The organism is Burkholderia sp. 4NA327C6 (genome assembly GCF_005502655.1).
GTDB classification, from domain to species: domain Bacteria; phylum Pseudomonadota; class Gammaproteobacteria; order Burkholderiales; family Burkholderiaceae; genus Burkholderia; species Burkholderia contaminans.
Genome location: NZ_SCNZ01000001.1, coordinates 281,437 through 303,105 on the forward strand (window position 1 = coordinate 281,437; position 21,669 = coordinate 303,105).

General features: G+C 66.2%; 20 protein-coding genes. 15 read left to right on the top strand and 5 right to left on the bottom strand.

What is annotated here, in order from left to right; translation table 11 throughout:
* Positions 1-241 precede the first annotated feature (241 nt).
* The 4 genes from FFS49_RS01350 to FFS49_RS01365 all read right to left on the bottom strand — a co-directional run bounded on the left by FFS49_RS01350 (position 242) and on the right by FFS49_RS01365 (position 3,471).
* Positions 242-820: a peroxidase-related enzyme gene (locus FFS49_RS01350; protein WP_105818248.1), complete on the bottom strand. Its 579-nt coding sequence runs from the start codon at positions 818-820 to the stop codon at positions 242-244.
* Positions 821-905: 85 nt separating this feature from the next.
* Entirely contained in the window at positions 906-1,889 is a 984-nt protein-coding gene (locus FFS49_RS01355; protein WP_105818247.1) for an MDR family oxidoreductase, read from the bottom strand.
* Between the two features lie 45 nt (positions 1,890-1,934).
* On the bottom strand, positions 1,935-2,573 hold the full coding sequence (locus tag FFS49_RS01360) for a TetR/AcrR family transcriptional regulator (protein ID WP_105818246.1): 639 nt from the start codon (positions 2,571-2,573) through the stop codon (positions 1,935-1,937).
* A 187-nt stretch (positions 2,574-2,760) separates the two neighbouring features.
* On the bottom strand, positions 2,761-3,471 hold the full coding sequence (locus FFS49_RS01365) for an IclR family transcriptional regulator (protein ID WP_039349972.1): 711 nt from the start codon (positions 3,469-3,471) through the stop codon (positions 2,761-2,763).
* Between the two features lie 165 nt (positions 3,472-3,636).
* On the opposite strand from FFS49_RS01365, the gene FFS49_RS01370 reads away from it, so the two are divergent.
* From FFS49_RS01370 to FFS49_RS01420, 11 genes are all read left to right on the top strand, one after another.
* On the top strand, positions 3,637-4,335 hold the full coding sequence (locus FFS49_RS01370; RefSeq protein ID WP_039349976.1) for a diguanylate cyclase: 699 nt from the start codon (positions 3,637-3,639) through the stop codon (positions 4,333-4,335).
* On the top strand, positions 4,335-5,282 hold the full coding sequence (locus tag FFS49_RS01375; protein ID WP_105818245.1) for an NAD(P)-dependent oxidoreductase: 948 nt from the start codon (positions 4,335-4,337) through the stop codon (positions 5,280-5,282). Before FFS49_RS01370 ends, FFS49_RS01375 begins: the two co-directional genes overlap by 1 nt.
* 21 nt (positions 5,283-5,303) lie before the next feature.
* Positions 5,304-6,233, top strand: a complete 930-nt coding sequence (locus tag FFS49_RS01380) for an SMP-30/gluconolactonase/LRE family protein (protein WP_105818244.1) — start codon at positions 5,304-5,306, stop codon at positions 6,231-6,233.
* An 86-nt stretch (positions 6,234-6,319) separates the two neighbouring features.
* Positions 6,320-7,699 (top strand): MFS transporter, encoded by a 1,380-nt coding sequence (locus tag FFS49_RS01385; protein ID WP_105818243.1) that lies wholly within the window; start codon positions 6,320-6,322, stop codon positions 7,697-7,699.
* A 46-nt stretch (positions 7,700-7,745) separates the two neighbouring features.
* On the top strand, positions 7,746-8,897 hold the full coding sequence (locus FFS49_RS01390; protein ID WP_105818242.1) for a porin: 1,152 nt from the start codon (positions 7,746-7,748) through the stop codon (positions 8,895-8,897).
* A gap of 10 nt (positions 8,898-8,907) precedes the next feature.
* Entirely contained in the window at positions 8,908-9,954 is a 1,047-nt protein-coding gene (locus tag FFS49_RS01395) for an amidohydrolase family protein (RefSeq protein WP_105818241.1), read from the top strand.
* A complete protein-coding gene (locus FFS49_RS01400) occupies positions 9,951-11,231 on the top strand; it encodes an MFS transporter (protein WP_071331893.1) in 1,281 nt (426 codons plus the stop codon). Before FFS49_RS01395 ends, FFS49_RS01400 begins: the two co-directional genes overlap by 4 nt.
* A complete protein-coding gene (locus FFS49_RS01405; protein ID WP_105818240.1) occupies positions 11,228-12,466 on the top strand; it encodes an MFS transporter in 1,239 nt (412 codons plus the stop codon). Before FFS49_RS01400 ends, FFS49_RS01405 begins: the two co-directional genes overlap by 4 nt.
* An 11-nt stretch (positions 12,467-12,477) precedes the next feature.
* Complete coding sequence (locus FFS49_RS01410; RefSeq protein WP_039350001.1) at positions 12,478-13,800, top strand: MFS transporter; 1,323 nt, start codon at positions 12,478-12,480, stop codon at positions 13,798-13,800.
* Positions 13,801-13,802: 2 nt separating this feature from the next.
* Positions 13,803-14,732: an amidohydrolase family protein gene (locus FFS49_RS01415; protein WP_105818239.1), complete on the top strand. Its 930-nt coding sequence runs from the start codon at positions 13,803-13,805 to the stop codon at positions 14,730-14,732.
* A gap of 177 nt (positions 14,733-14,909) precedes the next feature.
* A complete protein-coding gene (locus tag FFS49_RS01420; RefSeq protein ID WP_105818388.1) occupies positions 14,910-15,305 on the top strand; it encodes a tautomerase in 396 nt (131 codons plus the stop codon).
* A 127-nt stretch (positions 15,306-15,432) separates the two neighbouring features.
* Here FFS49_RS01420 and FFS49_RS01425 read toward each other — a convergent pair whose 3' ends face one another.
* Entirely contained in the window at positions 15,433-16,398 is a 966-nt protein-coding gene (locus FFS49_RS01425; RefSeq protein ID WP_105818387.1) for a GlxA family transcriptional regulator, read from the bottom strand.
* Between the two features lie 314 nt (positions 16,399-16,712).
* On the opposite strand from FFS49_RS01425, the gene FFS49_RS01430 reads away from it, so the two are divergent.
* The 4 genes from FFS49_RS01430 (at position 16,713) to FFS49_RS01445 (ending at position 21,632) form a co-directional block, all read left to right on the top strand.
* Positions 16,713-17,522: an SDR family oxidoreductase gene (locus FFS49_RS01430; RefSeq protein WP_105818238.1), complete on the top strand. Its 810-nt coding sequence runs from the start codon at positions 16,713-16,715 to the stop codon at positions 17,520-17,522.
* Positions 17,523-17,553: 31 nt separating this feature from the next.
* Positions 17,554-18,423 carry a type 1 glutamine amidotransferase domain-containing protein gene (locus FFS49_RS01435; RefSeq protein WP_224755876.1) on the top strand — a complete coding sequence of 290 codons (870 nt, stop codon included), beginning with the start codon at positions 17,554-17,556 and terminating at the stop codon, positions 18,421-18,423.
* A 628-nt stretch (positions 18,424-19,051) separates the two neighbouring features.
* Positions 19,052-20,242, top strand: a complete 1,191-nt coding sequence (locus FFS49_RS01440; protein WP_046546200.1) for a M20 aminoacylase family protein — start codon at positions 19,052-19,054, stop codon at positions 20,240-20,242.
* 58 nt (positions 20,243-20,300) lie between these two features.
* The gene (locus FFS49_RS01445; protein WP_039367931.1) at positions 20,301-21,632 is read left to right on the top strand and encodes an MFS transporter; all 1,332 of its coding nucleotides are present in this window, start codon (positions 20,301-20,303) and stop codon (positions 21,630-21,632) included.
* Positions 21,633-21,669: the final 37 nt, after the last annotated feature.

Below are 21,669 nucleotides of genomic sequence, written 5' to 3' on the forward strand. Positions count from 1 at the left end.
TTGGCTCGCCGGGAGCGGCGAGCGGCCGTTCGGCCCAGCGCGTGAGGGCCGGCGCCGACCGTGTGCTGCGATCGTGCGCGAAGCGCGTGGAGAGGCTGTCAGTGCTGCGGGGGCTGGCGGTGATCAGCAGGATGCGGCTCGTGAGCGTTCCGAGCGTTCCTCAAGGGATAAGATGAGAGCCTGGTAACTTTTGATGACTGAGTTACCGAAAAGCATGTGGAATGCCAGGGTTCGCGTGCGCTCAACGCCCCATCGAGTAAAACTCCGCGTTCGGCCGCATGTTCGTCACGTTCGCGATGCGGTTGGACATCCCGAAGAACGCCGAGATCGCCATGATGTCCCACACGTCTTCTTCGATGAAACCATGCGACTCGAGCGTGTCGAAGTCCGTTTCTCCCACCAGATGCGCGGTCTGCGACACCTTCATCGCGAAGTCCAGCATCGCCTTCTGCCGGGCAGTGAGGTCGGCCTTGCGGTAGTTCGTGGCGACCTGGTCGGCGATCAGCGGGTCCTTCGCGCGAATCCGCAGGATCGCCCCGTGCGCGATCACGCAGTACTGACACTGGTTCACGGCGCTGGTGGCCACGACGATCATTTCACGTTCGGCCTTGCTCAGATTGCCGGGCTTGTCCATCAGCGCGTCGTGGTACGCCATGAACGCGCGAAACTCGTCCGGGCGATGCGCCAGCGTCAGGAACACGTTCGGGATGAAGCCCGACTTTTCCTGGACGGCTGTGATGCGTTCGCGAATGTCCTCGGGCAAGTCTTCGAGCGCGGGCACGGGAAAGCGGCTGATGGGTGCGGTGTTTGCGGCGGTCATGAGGTCTCCTGGATAACGTGGCGCGGGCGTACTCGACGCGCGAGCCGCCGTCCGATTGAAGCGGCGCGGGTGGTCGTCAGCGGCGTCACGCGTTCACGTCGACGACGATGCGGCCGCGCACCTTGCCGTCGATCAATTCCCCTGCAAGCGGGATGAGGTCGCCCAGGCCGACCTGGTGGCTGATCGCGCCCAGCTTCTCGACGTCGAGATCGGACGCGAGCCGGCGCCACGCCTCCAGCCGCTCGGCGCGCGGGCACATCACGCTGTCGATTCCGACGAGCGTGACGCCGCGCAGGATGAACGGCGCGACGGTCGCGGGGAAATCCATGCCGGCGGCGAGGCCGCAGGCCGTCACGACGCCGCGGTAGCGCGTGGTCGCGCACACGTTGGCGAGCACGTGGCTGCCCGCCACGTCGACGGCGCCGGCCCAGCGTTCCTTGCCGAGCGGCTTGCCGGGCTCGCTGAATTGCGATCGCTCCAGGATCTCCGCCGCGCCGAGCTGCCGCAGGTAGTCGGCATCGGCGGGGCGGCCCGTTACCGCGACGACGCGGTATCCCAGCCTGGCGAGGATAGCGGTGGCGACGCTGCCCACGCCGCCGGCCGCGCCGGTCACCACGATCTCGCCGTCATCCGGGCGCACGCCGTGCCGCTCGAGTGCCATCACGCACAGCATCGCGGTGTAGCCGGCCGTGCCGATGGCCATCGCCTGTTGCGGCGAAAACGCGGACGGCAGCGGCACCAGCCAGTCGCCGTCGACCCGCGCCTTCTGCGCGAGGCCGCCCCAGTGCGTTTCGCCGACGCCCCAGCCGTTGAGCACGACTTGATCGCCGGGGCGGTAATCCGCGTGCGTGCTCGCTTCGACTTCGCCGACCAGATCGATGCCCGGCACCATCGGGAACTTGCGCACGACCGGGCTCTTGCCGGTGATGGCCAGCCCGTCCTTGTAGTTCAGCGTCGAATAGCCCACGCGGATCGTCACGTTGCCGGCGGGCAACTGCGCGTCGTCCAGCATTTGCAGCCGCGCGTGCTGGCCGGTTTCGTCCTTGTCGATCACGATGCCCTGGAACATGCGTCCTCCTTTTTAGACCGATCGTCTAATAAATGGTAAAAAAATTCAGCGGCGAGGCAATCCATTGAAGAAAAACTGCGCGAACAGCACGAGCGGCCCATCGCTGCGTTCGAGCTTCGCGCGCAGCACCGCGCCTTCCCAGCCGATCCAGAAGAACGCGGCCAGCTCGGCGGGGTCGGCCGAATCCGCCAGCTCGCCCGCCTGCTGCGCGGCGCGCAGGCATTCGGCCAGACGGTGCTGCCAGTCTTCGAACGTCGCACGCAGACGTGCGCGGAAGCTTTCCGGCAGCGTGCCCATTTCCTGTCCGAGGTTGCCGATCAGGCAGCCGCGGCTGTATGCATGGCGGGCCATGCCGTCGCGGGCGTCGTCGACGAACGCGCGCACGCGCGCCAGCGGCGAGCGTTCTGGCTGGCTGAGATGGCGGTCGAGCTTGCGGGCGAAGAATTCGGCGTAGCGGTCGATCAGTTCGAGCCCGAACGCTTCCTTGCTGTCGAAGTAGTGATAGAAGGAGCCCTTCGGCACGCCGGCGCGCCCGAGGATCTCGTCGAGCCCGGTGGCGGAAAAGCCCTTTTCGGTGAGGATCTCGAGCCCGGTGCGCAACAGCATGTCACGCGTGGCGACGAGGTCGTCGTGCTGCTTGGGCGGCCTGCCGCGGCGGCGAGGCGGATCGATTCGAGCGTCCATGGCGGAATAATAGACCGTTCGTCTCAAAAATCAATGGCCCGTGTGCCGGGCCGGTCGGACGCGCCGCCGCGTCGGTGCTGCATTGCAGGTGTCGCGCCCCGACCCGCGCGTGGCGTCGTGCGAACGTGTCCGCGGGCAGGCGACGAACGGCGCGTCCACCTGAACCCGGCCTTTGCCGAAGCGGCGATCAGCTGCCGTACATGTGCTCGCAGAGCGCGACACTCGCGCCCAGCTTCCGCGATAGATCGGCGGCGGCATCCAGCTGCGGTCGATCCAGCTCGCCCGACTCGTGCGCGACACTGAGGCGGGATGCGGGACCGGAAAGCGTCAGCGCCGCCATGAACTTGTCGCCGGCGCCGAAAACCGGCACCGCGAACGCTGCCGTGTGTACATCGCGCGCACCCGCGGTGAAGAGGGGCAGTGCCGGCGGCTTGTCATAGATCGGTTCGCCGAGTCCCCAGAAACGGATCACCTGGCTGATGGCCGTGTCATCGAGCGGCAGCATCGTCCCCGCGAGCCGCGTTTCACGCAGGCCTTCGGACGGCTCGACCCGAAACAGGCAGAGCCGGTGCCCGCTGTCGTGCACGTAGTACGATGCGCTTTCCTTCGTCAGCGCGGCCAGCGCATGCAGCGCCGGTTCGACCACCGTGGACAGATGGAAGGACTGCTCGTACAGCTTGCCGAGGTACAGCACGCGGTGCCCAAGCGAATAGTTGCCGGACTGCGCGCGCACGACATAGCCCATTCGCTCCAGCGAGTTCATCAGCCGATAGACCGTCGTCTTGTGCATGCCGGATGCCTGCGACAGCGTCGCGAGCGATTGCGATTCGGCGCCGGGCTTGAAGCAGTCCAGCAGCGAAAGCGCCTTTTCCACGGCAACGACACCGTCGTTTCCCATTCCTTTTCTCCGGTCGACATTCACCTGGAATTGTACAGAGTAAAACGCTGGTTTACCACGTAAAAGGGTAAACGCCAGTGCCATGACACGTCTCCTCTGGTTATATTGATTTCACCATGTACACCGGTGTTGTACAGAGTACAACGCACAACCTGAGGTCGAATCATGAGCAACCCATCCGCCAGCCCTTCGCCGATCACCCGCGACATCGAACGCGTCTCGCCGGAACTCGTTCAGGCTGCCGCGCGCTACCAGGCCGCGATCCTCGCCGACGTCGCGGGCCGCCGCGGCACGGTGCATGGCCGTGTGCGGCCGTTGTCGCCGAAGATGAAGGTCGCCGGCCCGGCGGTCACGGTCGAAGTCCGCGCGGGCGACAACCTGGCGATCCATGCGGCGCTCGCCGTCGCGAAACCGGGCGACGTCGTCGTGGTCGACGGCAAGGGCGACATCTCGTGCGCGCTGCTCGGCGAAATCATGGCGGCGCAGGCGAAGGCGAGCGGCATCGCCGGCATCGTCATCGACGGCGCTGTGCGCGACGCGCACGAACTGGCCAACGGCGACTATCCGGTCTTCGCGGCCGGCCTCAATCCGTGCGGCCCGACCAAAAGCGTCGCGGGGCGCGTGAATGCGCCGATCTCGCTGGGCGGCACGGCAGTGAATCCGGGCGACCTGGTGGTCGGCGACGCCGACGGCGTCGTCGTCATTGCGCGCGCCGACGTCGCGCGTATCGTCGATCTGGCGCAGAAAAAGCTCGACTTCGAAACCGCGCGTATCGCAGCGATCCACAAGGGCGACCTTCGTCCGGGCTGGATCGAGAAGGAGCTGCGCGCAGCCGGCATGCTGGCCGAAGGCGAGGCACTCTGATGCAGATCGCTTCGCACAAGCCCGTGGTCCTCGTGACCGCCGCCGACCTTGCGCCGCAAGCGCTCGAGATGCTCGCGCAGTTCGACGTCGTGTTCGCCGGCAAGCAACCGACCGAGGACGACATCGTGGCGCTCTGCGCCCAGCACAAGCCGGTCGCGATCATTGTCCGGTACGGCAAGGTCAACGGCCGCATCATGGACGCCGCCGAAAACCTGCAGGTGATTTCGAAGCACGGCAGCGGCATCGACGTGATCGATCAGGACGCAGCTGCCGCGCGCGGCATCGCGGTGCGCGCCGCGGTCGGCGCGAATGCGGCCGCCGTCGCCGAGCACGCGTGGGCGCTGCTGCTTGCGTGCGCGAAGTCGGTTCCGCAACTCGACATCCGCATGCGCGAAGGCCATTGGGACAAGTCGACGCACAAGTCCGTCGAACTCGACGGGCGCACGCTCGGCCTCGTCGGGCTCGGTGCGATCGGCCGGCGCGTGGCCGCGATCGGCACGGCGTTCGGCATGAAGGTGCTCGCGTTCGATCCGTTCGCGAAGGAAGCGCCCGCCGGCGTGAAGCTCGTGCCGCTCGACACGCTGTACGCGGCGTCGGACATCGTGTCGCTGCATTGTCCGTTGACGGCCGACAACCGCCGGATGCTCGACCGCGACACGCTCTCGCGTTTCAAGCGCGGGGCGATTCTCGTCAATACCGCGCGCGGCGGCCTGATCGACGAAGCCGCGCTGGCCGACGCGCTGGCGAGCGGCCACTTGCGTGCGGCCGGGCTCGACAGCTTCGACGTCGAGCCGATGACGGTGCCGCACCCGTTCCAGCAGATCCCCAACGTGATTCTGTCGCCGCATGTCGGCGGCGTGAGCGATGCCGCGTACGTGAACATGGGCAAGGGTGCGGCGGCCAACGTCCTCGCGGTGCTCGACGAACGCGCGCACAGCGCGGCTTGAACCCTGGACATCGAGGTACGCATGTTTTATCTGACGAACCCCGACGTGCGCGAGGCCGACGTGTTCACGCGCATGCCGGAGAAGTTTCGCAAGCCGGACGTCCGCACGGAATGGGCACGCGCGAATCGCGGCGGCATGGTCACCGATTCGTTTCTCGAAGGGCCGGTGTGGGATCCCGCCGGCTATCTGTTCGTGACCGACATTCCGCACGGGCGCATCTTCCGCATTTCGCCGTCGGGCGACTGGGATCTCGTCGTCGAATACGACGGCGAGCCCAACGGAATGAAGCGCTTCGACGCAGCGCACCTGATCATCACCGACTACCGGAACGGCCTGATGCTGCTCGATATCGAGCGCGGTGAAATTCGCCCGTATCTCGAGCGCCGCAACACCGAGCGCTTCAAGGGCGTGAACGACCTGACGTTCGACTCGGCCGGCAACATTTATTTCACCGACCAGGGGCAGACCGGGCTGCACGATCCGACGGGCCGCGTGTATCGGCTCTCGCCGGACGGCAAGCTCGACATGCTGCTCGGCACCTGCCCGAGCCCGAACGGGCTCGTGCTGTCGCACGACGAGAAGGTGCTGTTCGTCGCGATGACGCGCGGCAATGCGGTGTGGCGCATGCCGCTGCAGGCCGACGGATCGGTCACCAAGGTCAGCCAGTTCTTCACGTCCTACGGGCCGAGCGGCCCCGACGGCCTCACCGTCGATCTCGAAGGCCGCCTGTTCGTCGCGAATCCGGGGCTCGGCCGCGTGTGGGTGCTCAACCACTGCGCGGAGCCCGTCGAGATCCTGACCGGGCCGAAAGGGGCGTCGCTCACGAGCGTGTGCTTCGGCGGCGCCGACATGAAGACGCTCTTCATCACCGAATCGACATCCGGTTCGGTCCTGAAAGCGGACATGAGCATTGCCGGCCCGCTGCCGAAACAGGCAGCGAAGAAGGACTGACACCCGCGAACCGGGAAGCCGCTTGCCGGTTTCCCGCCCGTATGCCGAAAGATCGCGCCGCCAGTCGCGCGACGAAGGAGACAAGCATGACCATTTCGCACGCGCTGCGTGGCGGCGATGACGCACCGCGCGCCGACGCATCGCCCGCGGAGCGCCTGGCCGGCGACGATTACGCGGCCAGCGAGCGCACGCTCGCGAAGGCGTTCCGGCGCATTCTGCCGTTCATCTTCGTCTGCTACGTGATCAGCTATCTCGACAGGACCAACGTCGGTTTTGCCGCGCTCACGATGAACCGGGATCTCGGTCTGACGGCCGAGCAGTTCGGTGTCGGTGCCGGCCTGTTCTTCATCGGCTACTTCCTGTTCGAGATTCCGAGCAACCTGATCATGCAGAAGGTCGGCGCGCGCGTGTGGATCGCGAGAATCATGATCACGTGGGGCCTGTTCTCGATGGCGACGGCGTTCGTCGTCGGACCGAAAAGCTTTGCGGCGGCGCGCTTTCTGCTCGGGCTTGCCGAGGCGGGGTTCACGCCCGGCATCTACCTGTATTTCACGCACTGGTTTCCCGGCAAGTGGCGCGCGAAGGTGACGGCCGCCTTCCTCGTCGGCATCCCCGTCGCGAACATGATCGGCTCGCCGATTTCCGGTGCGCTGCTCGAACTGGGCGGCCTGCACGGGCTGCGCAGTTGGCAGTGGCTGCTGCTGATCGAAGGCGTCCCTGCGGTGATGCTCGGCATCGCGTGCCTGTTCGTGCTGGCCGACCGTCCCGAGAAAGCCGCGTGGCTCAGTGACGAAGAGAAGGCGTCGCTCGCGAAGCGCCTCGCGTTCGAGCAGCGCGACATCGGCGCGAAGCACGGCAGCAAACTGCGCGACGCGATGACGAACTGGCGCGTGTTCGTGCTCGCGTTCGTCAACTTCTGCGGGATCGTCGGCTCGCTCGGCGTCGGCTTGTGGATGCCGCAGATCATCAAGCAGTTCGGCGTCGAACACGCGGTGGTCGGCTGGCTGACGGCCATTCCGTATGCGATCGGCGCCGTCGTGATGCTCTGGTGGGCGCGTCTCGCCAACCGCGCGACCCACCGCATTCCGTATGTCGCAGGCGCACTGGCTGTCGCCGCCGTGGCGTTGTGTGCGAGCGCCTTCATTCATGCGCCGGTTTTCAAGCTGATCGCGCTGTGCATCACGGTGAGCGGGATCCTCGCGTTCCAGGCGACGTACTGGGCCATCCCGTCAGGATTCCTCACCGGCCGCGCTGCCGCGGGCGGGCTCGCGCTGATCGTGTCGGTCGGCAATCTCGGCGGCTTCGTCGGGCCGTCGCTGATCGGCGCGCTCAAGCAATTCTCCGGCGGCTTCACCGCGCCGCTCATCGCCGTGTCGGGTGTGCTGCTGCTCGGCGCATTGACCATCGCGTGGCTCGGCGATCCGGGCTCGGGCGCCGGCGAAGCGCCTGTCGCCCGCGAGCCGTGAATTTTCCTTCATCCGACCCACCCATAAAAAACAGTTTGGAGACTCCATGTTGTCGAATCAGGCCAGCCGCAATACCCGCCCGACCTCCCGCTTCGTGCTCGGCGCCATCACCGTCGCGAGCGCGACCTCGTGGTGCGGTGCCGCCCAGGCAGAAAGCAGCGTCACGCTGTACGGTATTGCCGACGTCGGCATCGAGCACATCAACAACACGAGTACCGGCGGCGCGCAGACGCGCGAAGCGTCGGGCAACCTGTCCGGTTCGCGCTGGGGATTGAAGGGCGTCGAGGATCTCGGCGCCGGCATGAAAGCCATTTTCCAGCTGGAAGACGGCTTCAACATCAATGACGGCACGACCGCGCAGTCGACGAAAGGCCTCGGTTCGAATGCCGCCACGACGTCGCGAATTTTCGGCCGCCAGGCGTGGGTCGGGCTGGCGTACCGCGGCCAGCAGTTGACGTTCGGCCGCCAGAATTCGCTCTTCTACGAACAGGCCGTGGCCTTCGACCCGATGGGCGCGTCGTCGCGGTATTCGTTGCTGTCGCTCGACTACGCGGCGGCCGCGCGTATCGACAATTCGGCGAAGTACACCGGCGTGTTCGGCCCGCTGACGGCGCAGGCCATGTATAGCACCCGCTACGACACCGGATACGGCGCCGAAGTGCCGGGCGCGCAACTCACCGGCCGCTTCTTCAGCGGGGCGTTGACTTTCGCGCAAGGGCCGCTCGCCGCGAGCGTGTCGTACGAGCAGCGCAACAGCAACACCGTCGCGACGAACACGGGCACCGAGCGACGCGCGACGGCCGCCGCATCGTATGCGATCGGACCGGTGAAGGGATTCGCCGGTTATCGCTATCTTCAGGCGTCGAACGCGTTCCTGCCGGCGAACCCGATCCGTCTCGCGAACGGTTCCGAAGCCAGCGCGGCGAACCTGTACTGGGCCGGCGCGCAATACGCGGTGTCGCCGGCGTTCGTGGTCACGGCAACGGCCTATTACCAGGACGTGCATTCGACGAGTGCCGACCCGTGGCTCGCCGTGCTGTGCGCGGACTATCTGCTGTCGAAGCGCACCGATATCTACGCGACGGCGGGTTTCGCGCGCAACAAGGGCGGCTCCGCGCTCGGCGTGAACGGCTATGGCACGGTCGCGCCCGATCACAACCAGACGGGCGTGGTGATCGGCATGCGCCAGAAGTTCTGAGGCGCGTGCGATGCAGACCGTTCACGCGCCCCATCTGCCCGTCCGGCCCGAGTGGCTGGCCTTGCGCGACGAGCCGGTGCTGGAACCCGAGCTTGCCATCGTCGACGCCCATCACCACCTGTGGGACCGCCAGACCGGTCGCTATCTCGCGGACGAGTTCGGTGCGGACGTGCGCAGCGGACATCGGGTCGTGTCGACGGTCTACGTGCAGTGTCGATCGATGTTGCGTGCAAGCGGGCCCGAGGCATTCAAGCCGGTGGGCGAAGTGGCGTTCGCGAGCGGCGTCGCCGCGATGTTCGACAGCGGCGCATACGGCCCCACGCGGTGCTGCGAGGCCATCGTCGGCGGCGCCGATCTGTCGCTCGGCGCGGAACTCGATGCGGTGCTCGACACGATGCTGCAGGTGTCCGGCGGGCGACTGCGCGGGATTCGCAATCCGCTCGCGTGGCATGCGAGCCCCGACGTGCGATCGAGCCCGGTGACGCCGCCGCGCGACCGGATGTCGGATCCGGCTTTCCGGCGGGGCGTGGCGACGCTCGGCCGCTATGGGCTGTCGCTCGACGCGTGGGTCTATCACACGCAGCTCGACGACCTGTACGAACTCGCGCGCGCATGCGAGCACGTCACCGTCGTCATCGACCATTTCGGCGGTCCGCTCGGCGTGGGGCCGCATGCCGGCCAACGCGCGGAAGTCCATGCGCAATGGACACGGCAACTCGCGCGTCTCGCCGCGCTGCCGAACACGCGCATGAAGCTCGGTGGCGCGGGCATGAGCGTATTCGGCTTCGACTTCGCCACGCGCGACCTGCCGCCGTCGTCGCAGGAACTGGCGGCCGCGTGGCAGCCGTATTTCGACACCTGCGTCGACCTCTTCGGCGTCGAACGCTGCATGTTCGAGAGCAACTTCCCCGTCGACAAGGGGATGTTCGGCTATCGCGTGCTGTGGAACGCCTTCAAACGACTCGCGTCCGCGATGTCGGCCGATGAAAAGGCCGCGCTGTTCAGCCGGACGGCCGCATCGACGTATCGCGTCGCGATTCCCGGAGACAACCGATGAAGACGAGTGCAACCGTGGCCACGCAGGACATCGATTCCGCAGCCGCGGAGAAAGGGTTCACGCGCGTGACCGGTATCGAGTGGCGTTCGCTGTCGCTCGCGGGGCTCGGCTGGACGTTCGAGAGCTACGATTCGTTCCTGCTGTCGCTGCTGCTGCCGACGCTCGCGCTGCAGTTCGGGCTGAGCAAGGCGCAGCTCGGCATGTTCACGAGCGTCACGGCGGCCGGACAGATCGTCGGCGGCATTCTGTTCGGCTTCGTGTCGGACCGGATCGGGCGCGTGCGCACCGCGCTGCTCTGCGTCGGCATCTACTCGCTGTTCTCTGGCCTGATCGCATTTGCGCCCGACGCGCATTCGTTCGCCGCGCTGCGCTTTTTCGGCGCGCTCGGCATGGGCGGAACCTGGACCGCCGGCGCGGCGCTCATCGCGGAAACCTGGCATCCGAGCCGGCGCGGCAAGGGCGGCGCGCTGATGCAGATGGGCTTGCCGATCGGCGCGATTCTCGCGATCGCGATCTCGGGCATCGTCGGCGCCGCGCATGGCGGATTGGCCGGCGACAGCTGGCGTGTGCTGTTCCTGATCGGTGCGTCGCCGTTCTTCATTCTGTTCTGGGTCGCGCGCAAGACGCCGGAATCGCCGATCTGGCTCGAACGCAGGCACGCGAAGTCGCAGGCCCGCACGCTCGACACGGCAAGCCGCGAGAAGCTGAACGTGCGCGGCCTGCTCACCGCTTTCTGCTTCATCTTCTTTCTGCAGTACCTGTACTGGGGCGTATTCACGTGGACGCCGACGTTCCTCATCACGGTGAAGCACCTCGACTTCGTGCATAGCCTGAAGTTCGTGCTGGCGCTGCAGTTCGGCGCGATCGCCGGATTCCTGCTGTTCTCGGCATGGGTCGACCGGCTCGGCCGGCGGCCGATGTTCCTGGCCTACCTGCTGGTCGGCGCGATGGCGGTCGGCGTGTATATCGTGTCGGCGAATCCGTTGCTGCTGATGGCCGCGATCTTTCTGACCGGATTCAGCGTGAACGGCATCTTCGCGGGTGCCGGCCCGTTCCTCGCGGAGATTATCGGCAACACCGCCTCGCGCGGCTTCTTCATGGGCCTCGCGTACAACGGTGGCCGGCTCGGCGGTTTCATCGCGCCGTTGGTCATCGGTTCGCTGGCGTCGACGTCGGGCGGCTTCGTGCTCGGACTCGCGACGACGATCGTCGCGTTCGTCGCCGCGGCCGCGGTCGTGCTGGTCGCGCCCGAAACGCGCGGGAAGGCGCTGTCATGAACGTGGCAACGCAAGCGGGATGGGTGAACAGGCTGTTTCCCGCATTGACCGAGGCGTCGCTGCGGCGCTACCTGAGCGGGCAGGTCGCATCGGTGCTCGGCAGCTGGACGCAGAACGTCACGCTGAACCTGCTGATCTATCACCTGTCCGGCTCGGCGGCGATCCTCGCGCTGCTCAACTTCCTGCTGTACGGGCCGCAGTTGATCGTCGCGCCGGTGGCGGGCTCCCGCATCGGCTCGGCCAACGCGCGGCGCGTGACGCTCTGCGTGCTGGCGGCGTCGTTGGTGTTGACGAGCAGCCTCTTCACGTTGTCGCTGCTCGGCCTGCTCGGCGTGAAGCTGATCCTCGCGCATGCGCTGGCGATCGGCGTGTCGAGCGCGGTGGAAACGCCGGCGCGGCAGGTGCTGCTGCTGACGAGCCTTCAGGATGCGACCCACACCTCCAACGCGGTCGCGATGAACACGATGGTCTACAACGTCGGGCGCATGGTCGGCCCGACCATCGCCGGCTTCGTCTATCCGACGCTCGGGCCCCGGACGTCGTTTGCGATCTATGCGCTCGCGCTGTGCTTCATGGCGGCATGCGTGCGGTCGATCCGGACTGCGGCGGCGGGCCGCCCGTCGCGCGCGGACAGCGGCCTGCGCGACGCGGTCGGCTACGTGCTGTCCGATGCGTTCTCGGCCCGCTATCTGCCGATTCTCGCGTGCATCGGCCTGTTCGCCGGCAGCTACCAGACACTGGTGCCGCTGCTCGCGGACCAGGGCTTTCACGACGCCGCGCGCTTTACCGGCGTGTTCTTCGCGTGCGCCGGCGCCGGCTCGTTGAGCGCGGCGGTGCTGCTGTCGTCGGCGTTCGGGCCGCGCGCGTCGCACCGGTTCATCGCGTATGCGCCGTGGACGGCCGTCGGCGCGCTGGCCGTGCTGGCCGCGACGACCGATGCGGCCGGATCGATCCCCGCATTCTATGCACTCGGCTTCAGCCTCACGTTCGCGGCCACGTCGACGAACGCGACCATTCAGCGCCAGTGTCCGGATCACGTGCGAGGCGGGCTCGTCGGGATGTACGGCATGGCCTACAACGGCACGATGCCGTTCGGTTATCTGCTCGTCGGCAGCGCATCCGAGGCGCTCGGCGTGCGACACACCTTCGCCGCCATGGCCGCCGTGCTCGCGTGCGGCGTCATCGCGGTCATCGCGTGGCAACGGTTCACAGGAACGCGCTCAGGCGCACAATAAACGGAGACAACATGCAAACCGGTTTCATGGACGCGTCCGCGATCGAGCGCCGGACCATACGGAAGGTCGTCTGGCGGCTCATTCCCTTTTTGATGATCTGCTACCTGCTTGCCTTCATCGACCGGGGCAACGTGGGGATGGCGTCGCTGCAGATGAACCATGACCTCGGGATGTCGGCGCAGGTGTTCGGGTTCGGCAGCAGCCTGTTCTTCATTTCGTACTTCTTTTGCGAAGTACCGAGCAATCTCGCGCTGCAGAAATACGGCGCGCGGATCTGGATCGCCCGGATCATGATCACGTGGGGCATCGTGTCGGCGGCGACCGCGCTCGTGCACAACGCGACGACGTTCTACGTGCTGCGTTTCCTGCTGGGTGCGGCCGAGGCGGGCTTTTTCCCCGGCGTGCTGCTTTATCTGTCGTACTGGATTCCCGCGCAGTATCGTGCGCGGATCGTCGCGACGTTCATGGTCGCGATTCCGGCCGCGAGCTTCATCGGCTCGCCGATCTCCGCGCTGCTGTTGCAGATGGACGGCGTGTGGGGCCTGCGCGGATGGCACTGGCTGTTCATCCTCGAAGGCGTTCCGACCGTGCTGCTCGGCATCGCGTGCCTGTTCGTGCTGACGAACAAGCCGGACGACGCGAGGTGGCTCGACGACGACGAGCGCGCATGGCTCACGACCGCGCTCGCCGCCGGCCACAAGACGCGCAAGAAGGTGCCGTCGCTGCCGCTCACGCAGCTGTTCCGCAACCGCTACGTGCTGTGCCTCGCGCTCGTCGACACGTGCGCTTCCGCGGCAGGCAGCACGCTGTCCGTGTGGCAGCCGCAGTTGCTGAAGTCGTTCGGCTTGAGCGTCATGGAGACCGGCCTGCTGAATTCGGTGCCTTACGCGGTGGCTTCCGTCCTGATGGTCTACTGGGGCCGTCGCTCGGACCGCGTCGGCGAACGGCGCTGGCACACGGTCGTGCCGATGCTGCTGATCGGCGTGGGCCTGTTCGCGACGTCGCTGAGCGGATCGCTGCTGCCGACGGTCTGCATGCTCTGCGCGGTGCTGGTCGGCGCGTATTCGTTCAAGGGCCCGTTCTGGGCGCTTGCGACCGACATGCTGTCCAACAGCACCGTGGCGGCGGGGCTCGCGACGGTCAACGCGATCGCGAACCTGCTCGGCGGCGGGCTGATGGTGAACGTGTACGGGTGGGTGAAGGCGGCGACGGGCAGCTACGCGCTCGCGTTGATGCCGCTCGCGATCCTCACGCTCGTGAGCGTCGCGACGCTGCTGCTGCTCACGCGCAATCATGCGTCGGGCAAGCTGGTCGGCAAGACGGGGACCATCTGATCATGGCGCGCATCGCGAGACGCGAATTCCTCCGGATCGCCGGCGCGACGCTGGCTTCGGCTGCATTGCCGCTGGCCGCGGCCGACGAAACGTGGTCGAGCGGCATCGGGCGGCCGGCGTTCCAGCTGCCCGACGGGGCGATCGACTGCCACATGCACATCTACGACGACCGGTTCCCGGTCGCGCCGGGCACGACGCTGCGCCCGCCGAATGCGACCGTCGCGCAATACCGGGGCGTGCAGACGCGGACCGGCGTGAAGCGCAACGTGGTCGTGACGCCGTCGACGTACGGGACGGACAACCGCTGCACGCTGGCGGCGCTCGCGCAGTTCGGCGACGCCGCGCGCGGCGTGGCCGTCGTCGACGGCACCGTGAGCGACGACGAACTTCTGGCGCTCGATCGCGGCGGCGTCCGTGCGATCCGGTTCAACCTGAGCTATCCGGGCGCGACGACGCTCGACATGCTGGCGCCGCTCGCCGCGCGCATCGCGAACCTCGGCTGGCATATCGAGCTGGTGGTGCAGGGCGCGCGGCTGCCGGAGCTCGAGCGTCATCTTGCGGTGCTGCCGTGTCCGCTCGTCATCGACCATATCGCGCATGTGCCGCAGCCCGACGGGCTCTCGTCGGCCGCGTTTCGCACCGCGCAACGCCTCGTCGACAAGGGCCATACGTGGATCACGTTGTCGGGGCCGTACGTCGACAGCAAGACGGGCGCGCCTGCCTACGACGACGTCGCGCCGGTCGCGAAGGCGCTGATCGACATGGCGCCGGAGCGCATGCTGTGGGGTACCGACTGGCCGCACCCGACGCAGAAGACGGACAAGCCGGACGATGCAAGCTTGCTGGACGTGATCGCCGGCTGGATCGGGCGTGCGGACTGGCAGCAACGGATATTCGTCACGAACCCGGCGAAGCTGTACGGATTTGCGTAGCTCGGGGAGGATGTCGCGAGGCGCTTCCGCGAACAGGTGTCGTTTTTGAACCCATGTCCGGAATCATTGCTTATTCGACATGGTGAGGGCGGCGAGCCGGGTGCCAGAATCGGCTGACGGTATCCGGACAGGCCGATGCCGCACGCGTTCGATCAATCACCCGGAATCCTGAATACCATGCCCTATCTGCAACTGGACGTGAACGACCATTATTCGGTGGAAACCAAGCAGTCGCTCGCCGCCAAAATGAGCGAGACCTATGCGCGGATGATGTCGGTCGATATTCGGCGTATCAGCGTCGCGATCCGCGAGCTGGGTCAAGGCGGTGTCTGGCGTATCGCCGAGGCCGGCGAAGCGCCTGTCCCGGTCGCCGTGATGATGCTGGATATCCGACGGGGCCGCCCGCCCGGGCAGCGCATGGAGGTGGCGCAGGCACTTTGCGCGCATTGCGTGGAGATTCTCGGCTTGCATGAGGATCGGCTCAATGTCGAATTCACGCAGCATTCCGGCGATGAAATGTACCACCCGGCGCTTGGCGGCTATAGCCCTGAGTGGGCGCCCGGCGAGCAGTAGATTTTCCGCCTGGACCGGTAGCTGCCTGCAGCCCTGGCACCTCGTTGACGGAGACCCACGCGTCATTCGCGATGGACGAAGCGAGTGCTCACGGCTTGGGCAAGCAAGACTGCGCGTACCTGTCCGCCTATTGGTTCAACAAGTCCTGGTTCGTGAGCGGCGCAACTCCGGAGGCGCGCTGGATGGTCTGCGGGGGTTGCCCGAACGCGCGCAGAAATGCCTGGCGCATGCGCTCGCGGTCGCCGAAGCCGGTTTCTCTCGCAATGATTTCGATCGGGTGGCGCGACGTTTCCATCATCAGGCGAGCGGCTTCGACGCGCAGCCGCTCAACCGCCTTGGCGGGGGATTGCCCCGTCTCCTCCCGGAACACGCGGCTGAACTGGCGTGGGCTCAGACGTGCCGCCTCTGCCAGGCGTTCCACCGACAGATTGCTCGCCAGGTTTTCGCTCGCGTAGGTCAGCGCCATTTGCACGCGGTCCGATCGCGCGTTCAGTTCCAGCAAGGTCGAGAATTGCGACTGACCACCGCCGCGCCGTTGGTATAGCACGAGCTTGCGCGCGACCATGCGCGCCGTTTCCAGCCCGAAATCGCTTTCGACGATCGCGAGGGCGAGATCCACCCCGGCGCTCATGCCGGCCGACGTCCAGACCTGGCCGTCTACGACGAAGATGCGATCTTCGTCGAGCTGCACGTTCGGATATTGCTTCTTGAAGTCCCGCGCGTGATACCAGTGCGTCGTGGCCCGTTTCCCGTCGAGGAGCCCGGCGGCCGCGAGGACGAAGGCTCCCGTACATATCGACGCAATGCGCCGCGAATGGACGGGCGCGCGATGCAGGAAGTCCACCAGCGTCGCCGATGGAAGCCGGCATTCGTTGTCGCCGGAGACGATCAGCGTGTCATATCCCTCTTTGGCCAGCGGTTCGGTGTTGACCGAAAAGCCCTGCGACGACACGACCGCGCCGCCGTGCTCGGACACGATCCGGAACTGGTACACCTCCTCGCCGCGCAGCAGGTTCGCGTACTCGAACACGCTCGCCACCGCGAGCGCGAGCGACTGGAAATTTGGGTAAACAACGAGCCCCACGGTGTGCATGACGTCCGCCATGTGTGTGTCCTGATCAATTGAATCTAGCATAAAACGGACATCGTCACGGGCTGCGGCAGCGTGTCATTGGATGGCGTTGCGCGCGGTCGTCTTCAGGAGGCAAGGCGCCGGGCGGAGCCAGCTACGGAACCGATTTTGGGTAATCGGGCGCCTGTCTCAAAGGACGAATCCGCAAGGTTTCCGGTCAGCGCGCGGATGGCATGAATCATTGCATATATGACATTGAGGATGAGTTCAGTCGAAGCCAGAATTCTTTCCACGAACCGACACCCGGTCGGCTCAATTCACGGAAAGGAAAAATCATGACCACTTCCACGAAAGGCACCGCGCTGATCACCGGCGCATCGGCTGGCATTGGTGCGATTTACGCAGACCGCCTTGCGAAACGCGGCTACGACCTCGTCCTGGTGGCGCGTAACCAGGACCGTCTGAACACGCTCGCGCGCCGCCTCATGGCCGAAACCGGCCGCTCGGTCGAGACCGTCGCCGCCGATCTGAACGACAAGGCCGCGCTCGCGAAGATCGAAGGCATCCTGCGCGAGAACAGCAACATCACGATGCTGGTGAACAACGCGGGCATCGGCTCGGTCGCATCGATTCTCAACGGCGACGTCGACACGATGGAGTCGATGATCAATCTGAACATCACCGCGCTCACGCGCCTGACTTATGCCGTCGCACCGGTGTTCGCCAGCAAGGGCACGGGCACCATCATCAACATCAGCTCGGTCGTTGGTATCGCGGTCGAACTGCTCAACGGCGTGTACAGCGCATCGAAGTCGTATGTGCTGAGTTTCGGTCACACCCTTCAGCGCGACCTGGCGGACAAGGGCGTGCGCGTGCAGACCGTGCTGCCTGCAGCGACGGCGACCGAGTTCTGGGATGTGGCCGGCTACGCGAAGCAGAAGGAGGCCGCCAGCACGATGACGGCCGACGACCTGGTGGATGCCGCGCTCGCGGGCCTCGATCAGGGCGAGCTCGTGACGATCCCGACGCTGCACGACGGCGACGGCTGGACGCAATGGGAAGCGGCTCGCCGCGCACTCACTCCCCAGTTCGCCAACGCCAAGGCCGCTCCGCGCTACATCGCGGATGCCGGGACCGGCGCTTGAACCGGCTCACTTATTTTTTCGGAAGGGATTGATGATGAACATCCTCAAGATCGGTGCTGCGGTACTTGCCACGGCGACCGCGTTCGCATTGCCGGTGGGCGCGTCGGCGCAATCGCGCGGCAAGGTGCTGGTTGTCATGTCGAGCGCTCACGAGCTCGATTTGCGCGACGGCAAGAAATATTCGACGGGTTATTACCTCAACGAATTCGTCGTTCCATATCGCAAGCTTGTCGAGGCTGGCTACGAGCCCGTGATCGCCAATCCGAACGGCGACATGCCGATGATGGACGCGAATTCGAACGACAAGCTGTTTTTCGGTGGCGACGATGCAGCGCGCGCGGATGCACTGAAGTACGCGCAAGGCATCGCGCAACTGAAGCATCCGAAGACGCTGGCCTCCGTTGTCGCGGAGGGGACCGGCGGTTATGTCGGCCTGTTTATCCCGGGTGGCCATGCGCCGATGGTCGACCTGCTCAAGGACCGGAATCTTGGCAAGATCCTGGTCAGCTTCCACGACAGCGGGCGCCCCACCGGGATCATCTGTCACGGGCCGATCGTGTTGCTGTCCACGGTGCGCGACCCGAATGCCTTCGTTGCATCGATGGCCGCCAACGACGGTAACGCGAATTCCCTGGCGGCTGGCTGGCCGTATGCCGGTTACCGGATGACCGTTTTCTCGACGGGCGAGGAGCAGCAGCTCGAAGGTCCGCACGGGCTGGGCGGCAACGTGCAGTTCTATCCGGTGAACGCGTTGGCCGAAGCCGGCGCTCACGTCGACACGGTGGCGAACTGGCACAGCAACGTGGTCGTTGATCGCGAACTGATCACGGGGCAGCAGCCGATGTCGGCACCGGAATTCGGCGACGTCCTCGTGGCGAAACTGAAGGCCCGTACGAACTGAGTTCGTCTGCGATGGCAGCGGCCGGCCGCGTCGTGCCCGGCCGCTCCGACTTCGTTGCCGATGATCGGGCGGCCATGACGATTCGACATGGACCGGGCAAAGCGCGGTATTCAACTTGGGTGCGAAGTATCCGGCGCGGAGGGAAGGGGCGCTCGACCGCACGATTATGCGATCAACTGCGCCAGGACGCGCCAGGTGGCGGTCATGCTGCGCTTGACGACGGAAGTCCGGCTCACGCGTTCGGCAACGTGCAGCTCGCGCTGACGACGCTGGTGGTCGACAGAAGCGGAATATCCTGATGCGGTACGTGGGACCGCCGGCTTTCGCCAAGCCCGATGACGTTATCGGGCAGGCGTTGAATAAGCGCCGCAATGGAATCTGCGCCAGCATTGCAGTGCCCGCCCGGTTCCCGGTGCCGAAATGGCGTACTCGATCCCCAGGGGGCACATCGGGAATACCGTTCGCGTCGAAAGCGACAGCCTCCCCGTCACATAGTATTAACCCTGATTAACAAACCTTATCACGGTGAAAAATTCCGCATCTTATTGAACCGATATCGGCTGGATATAGTGGCTCGCTTTCCCGCACGCACCCGTTGCATGCGCAGACAAACAGCCGGAGCCCCTTGATGTCCACCGATACCCGATTCACCGAAGTCGAGGATCTGATGCCCGCCGCCGGCGGGTTGCGCGAGATCCGTCATCACATCCACCACCACCCCGAACTCGCGTACGAGGAGCACGACACGGCCGCGCTCGTCGCAGAGAAGCTCGAACAGTGGGGCTGGCAGGTGACGCGCGGGGTCGGCAAGACAGGCGTGGTCGGCACGCTGCGCGTGGGCGACGGCACGCGCAGCATCGGTATTCGCGCCGACATGGATGCGTTGCCGATCATCGAGGCGACGGGGCTGCCCTACGCGAGCGGCACGCACGGCAAGATGCACGCGTGCGGCCACGACGGCCACACGACGATGCTGCTCGGCGCCGCGCAGCATCTCGCGAAGACACGCAATTTCTCCGGCACCGTGCACCTGTATTTCCAGCCGGCGGAAGAGCACGGCGTCGACAGCGGCGCGAAGAAGATGATCGACGACGGCCTGTTCGAGCGCTTCCCGTGCGATGCCGTGTTCGGCATGCACAACCATCCGGGCGCGGCACCCGGCGTGTTCCTCACGCGGCGCGGCCCGTTCATGTCGGCCGGCGACAAGGCGATCATCACGATCGAAGGCGTCGGCGGCCACGCGGCGCGGCCGCACCTGACGGTCGACCCGGTGGTCGTGGCGGCGAGCATCGTGATGGCGCTGCAGACGATCGTCGCGCGCAACGTCGACCCCGCACAGCCGGCGGTCGTCACGGTCGGCTCGATGCATGCGGGCACCGCGAACAACGTGATCCCGAACGGCGCGCGTCTCGAACTCAGCGTGCGCTCGTTCAGCCCGGACGTGCGCGCGCTGCTCAAGCGCCGCATCACCGAGCTGGCCGAAACGCAGGCCGCGAGCTACGGCGCGAGCGCGAACGTCGAATACATCGAAGGCTATCCGGTCGTCGTCAATACGGATGCCGAAACGGATTTCGCCGCGCAAGTGGCGCGCGAACTCGTGGGCGACGCGCATGTGGTCGAGCAGACCGACCTGCTGATGGGCAGCGAGGATTTCGCGTTCATGCTGCAACAGCGGCCGGGCTCGTTCGTGCGGCTCGGCAACGGCGAAGGCGAGGACGGCTGCATGGTGCACAACCCGAAATACGACTTCAACGATCGCAACCTGCCGATCGGTGCGGCGTACTGGACGCGTCTGGTGGAGCGTTACCTCGGGCAGTAAAGCCGGTGGCGGGGCGAGCGGCCGGCGGTTCCGGCCGCATTCAGAGTAGAGGATAGCGATGCAGAAAGACCATCTCGCGCTGCACCCCGGCCCGGCCGAAGCCACCGTCACCGACACGCGCAGCACGCCTGCCGTCACGCGGCGCGGTGCGATTGCGGCGGCCGTGATCGGCAACTGGCTGGAATTCTTCGATTTCACCGTGTACGGCTTCTTCGCGGTGCTGATCGGCAAGCTGTTCTTCCCGTCGAGCGACCCGACCACGTCGCTGCTGCTATCGGTCGCGACGTTCGCCGCCGGCTTCTTCACGCGGCCGCTCGGCAGCGTCGTGCTCGGCGTCTATGCGGACCGCAAGGGGCGCAAGGCCGCGCTGAATCTGACGATCATGCTGATGGCGCTCGGCACGGGCCTGATCGCGATCGCGCCGACCTATGCGCAGGTCGGCGTGGCCGCGCCGCTGCTGGTCGTGTTCGCGCGCTTGCTGCAGGGCTTCTCGCAGGGCGGCGAATTCGGCGCGGCGACATCGACGCTGCTCGAACAGGGCGGCACGTCGCGCCGCGCGTTCCGCGCGAGCTGGCAGCTCGCGACGCAGGGCGGCGCCGCGCTGATGGGCTCGGGCTTCGCGGCGCTGTTGTCGAACACGATGACGAAGGACGCGCTGGAAGGCTGGGGCTGGCGGTTACCGTTTCTCGTCGGCGTGCTGATCGCGCCGGTCGGGATGTTCTTGCGCCGGCGGCTCGCGGACGACGCGCCCGGCGACCGCCATCACGGCATCGAACGCGGCGTGCTGCACGAGCTGTTCTCGAAGCACACGCGCACGGTGCTGCTGCTGATGCTCACGGTGATGGGCGGCACGGTGTCGACCTACATCCTGACGTTCTACATGCCGACCTATGCGATCCACACGCTCGGCCTGCCGATGAAGCTGTCGATGTTCGTCGGCGTCGCATCGGGCTGCGTGATGCTGGTCACGTGCCCGCTGTTCGGCTGGCTGTCGGACAGGCTCGGCAGCCGGCGCCTGCCGATCTTCGTCGGCCGCGGCGTGCTGGTCGCGCTGCTGTTCCCGGCGTTCTGGCTGATGAACCATCACCCGACGCTGTCGGTGATCCTGCCGCTGACCGCGCTGATGCTGCTGTTCTATTCGCTCGGCTCGGCGTCGGAAATGGCGCTGATGTGCGAGTCGCTGCCGCGCCACGTGCGCGCGACCGGCATCTCGATCGCGTATGCGCTCGCGGTGACGATCTTCGGCGGCACCGCGCAGCTGATTGCGACCTGGCTCGTGAAGACGACCGGCAGCAAGCTCGCGCCGGCCGGCTACGTGGCCGCATGCGTGGTGCTGTCGCTGATCGCGGTGGCGATGCTGCGCGAGACGGCGCGGGATTCGATGGACTGACGCGCAGCGCGGCGCAGCATGACGGTCGGCAAACGGT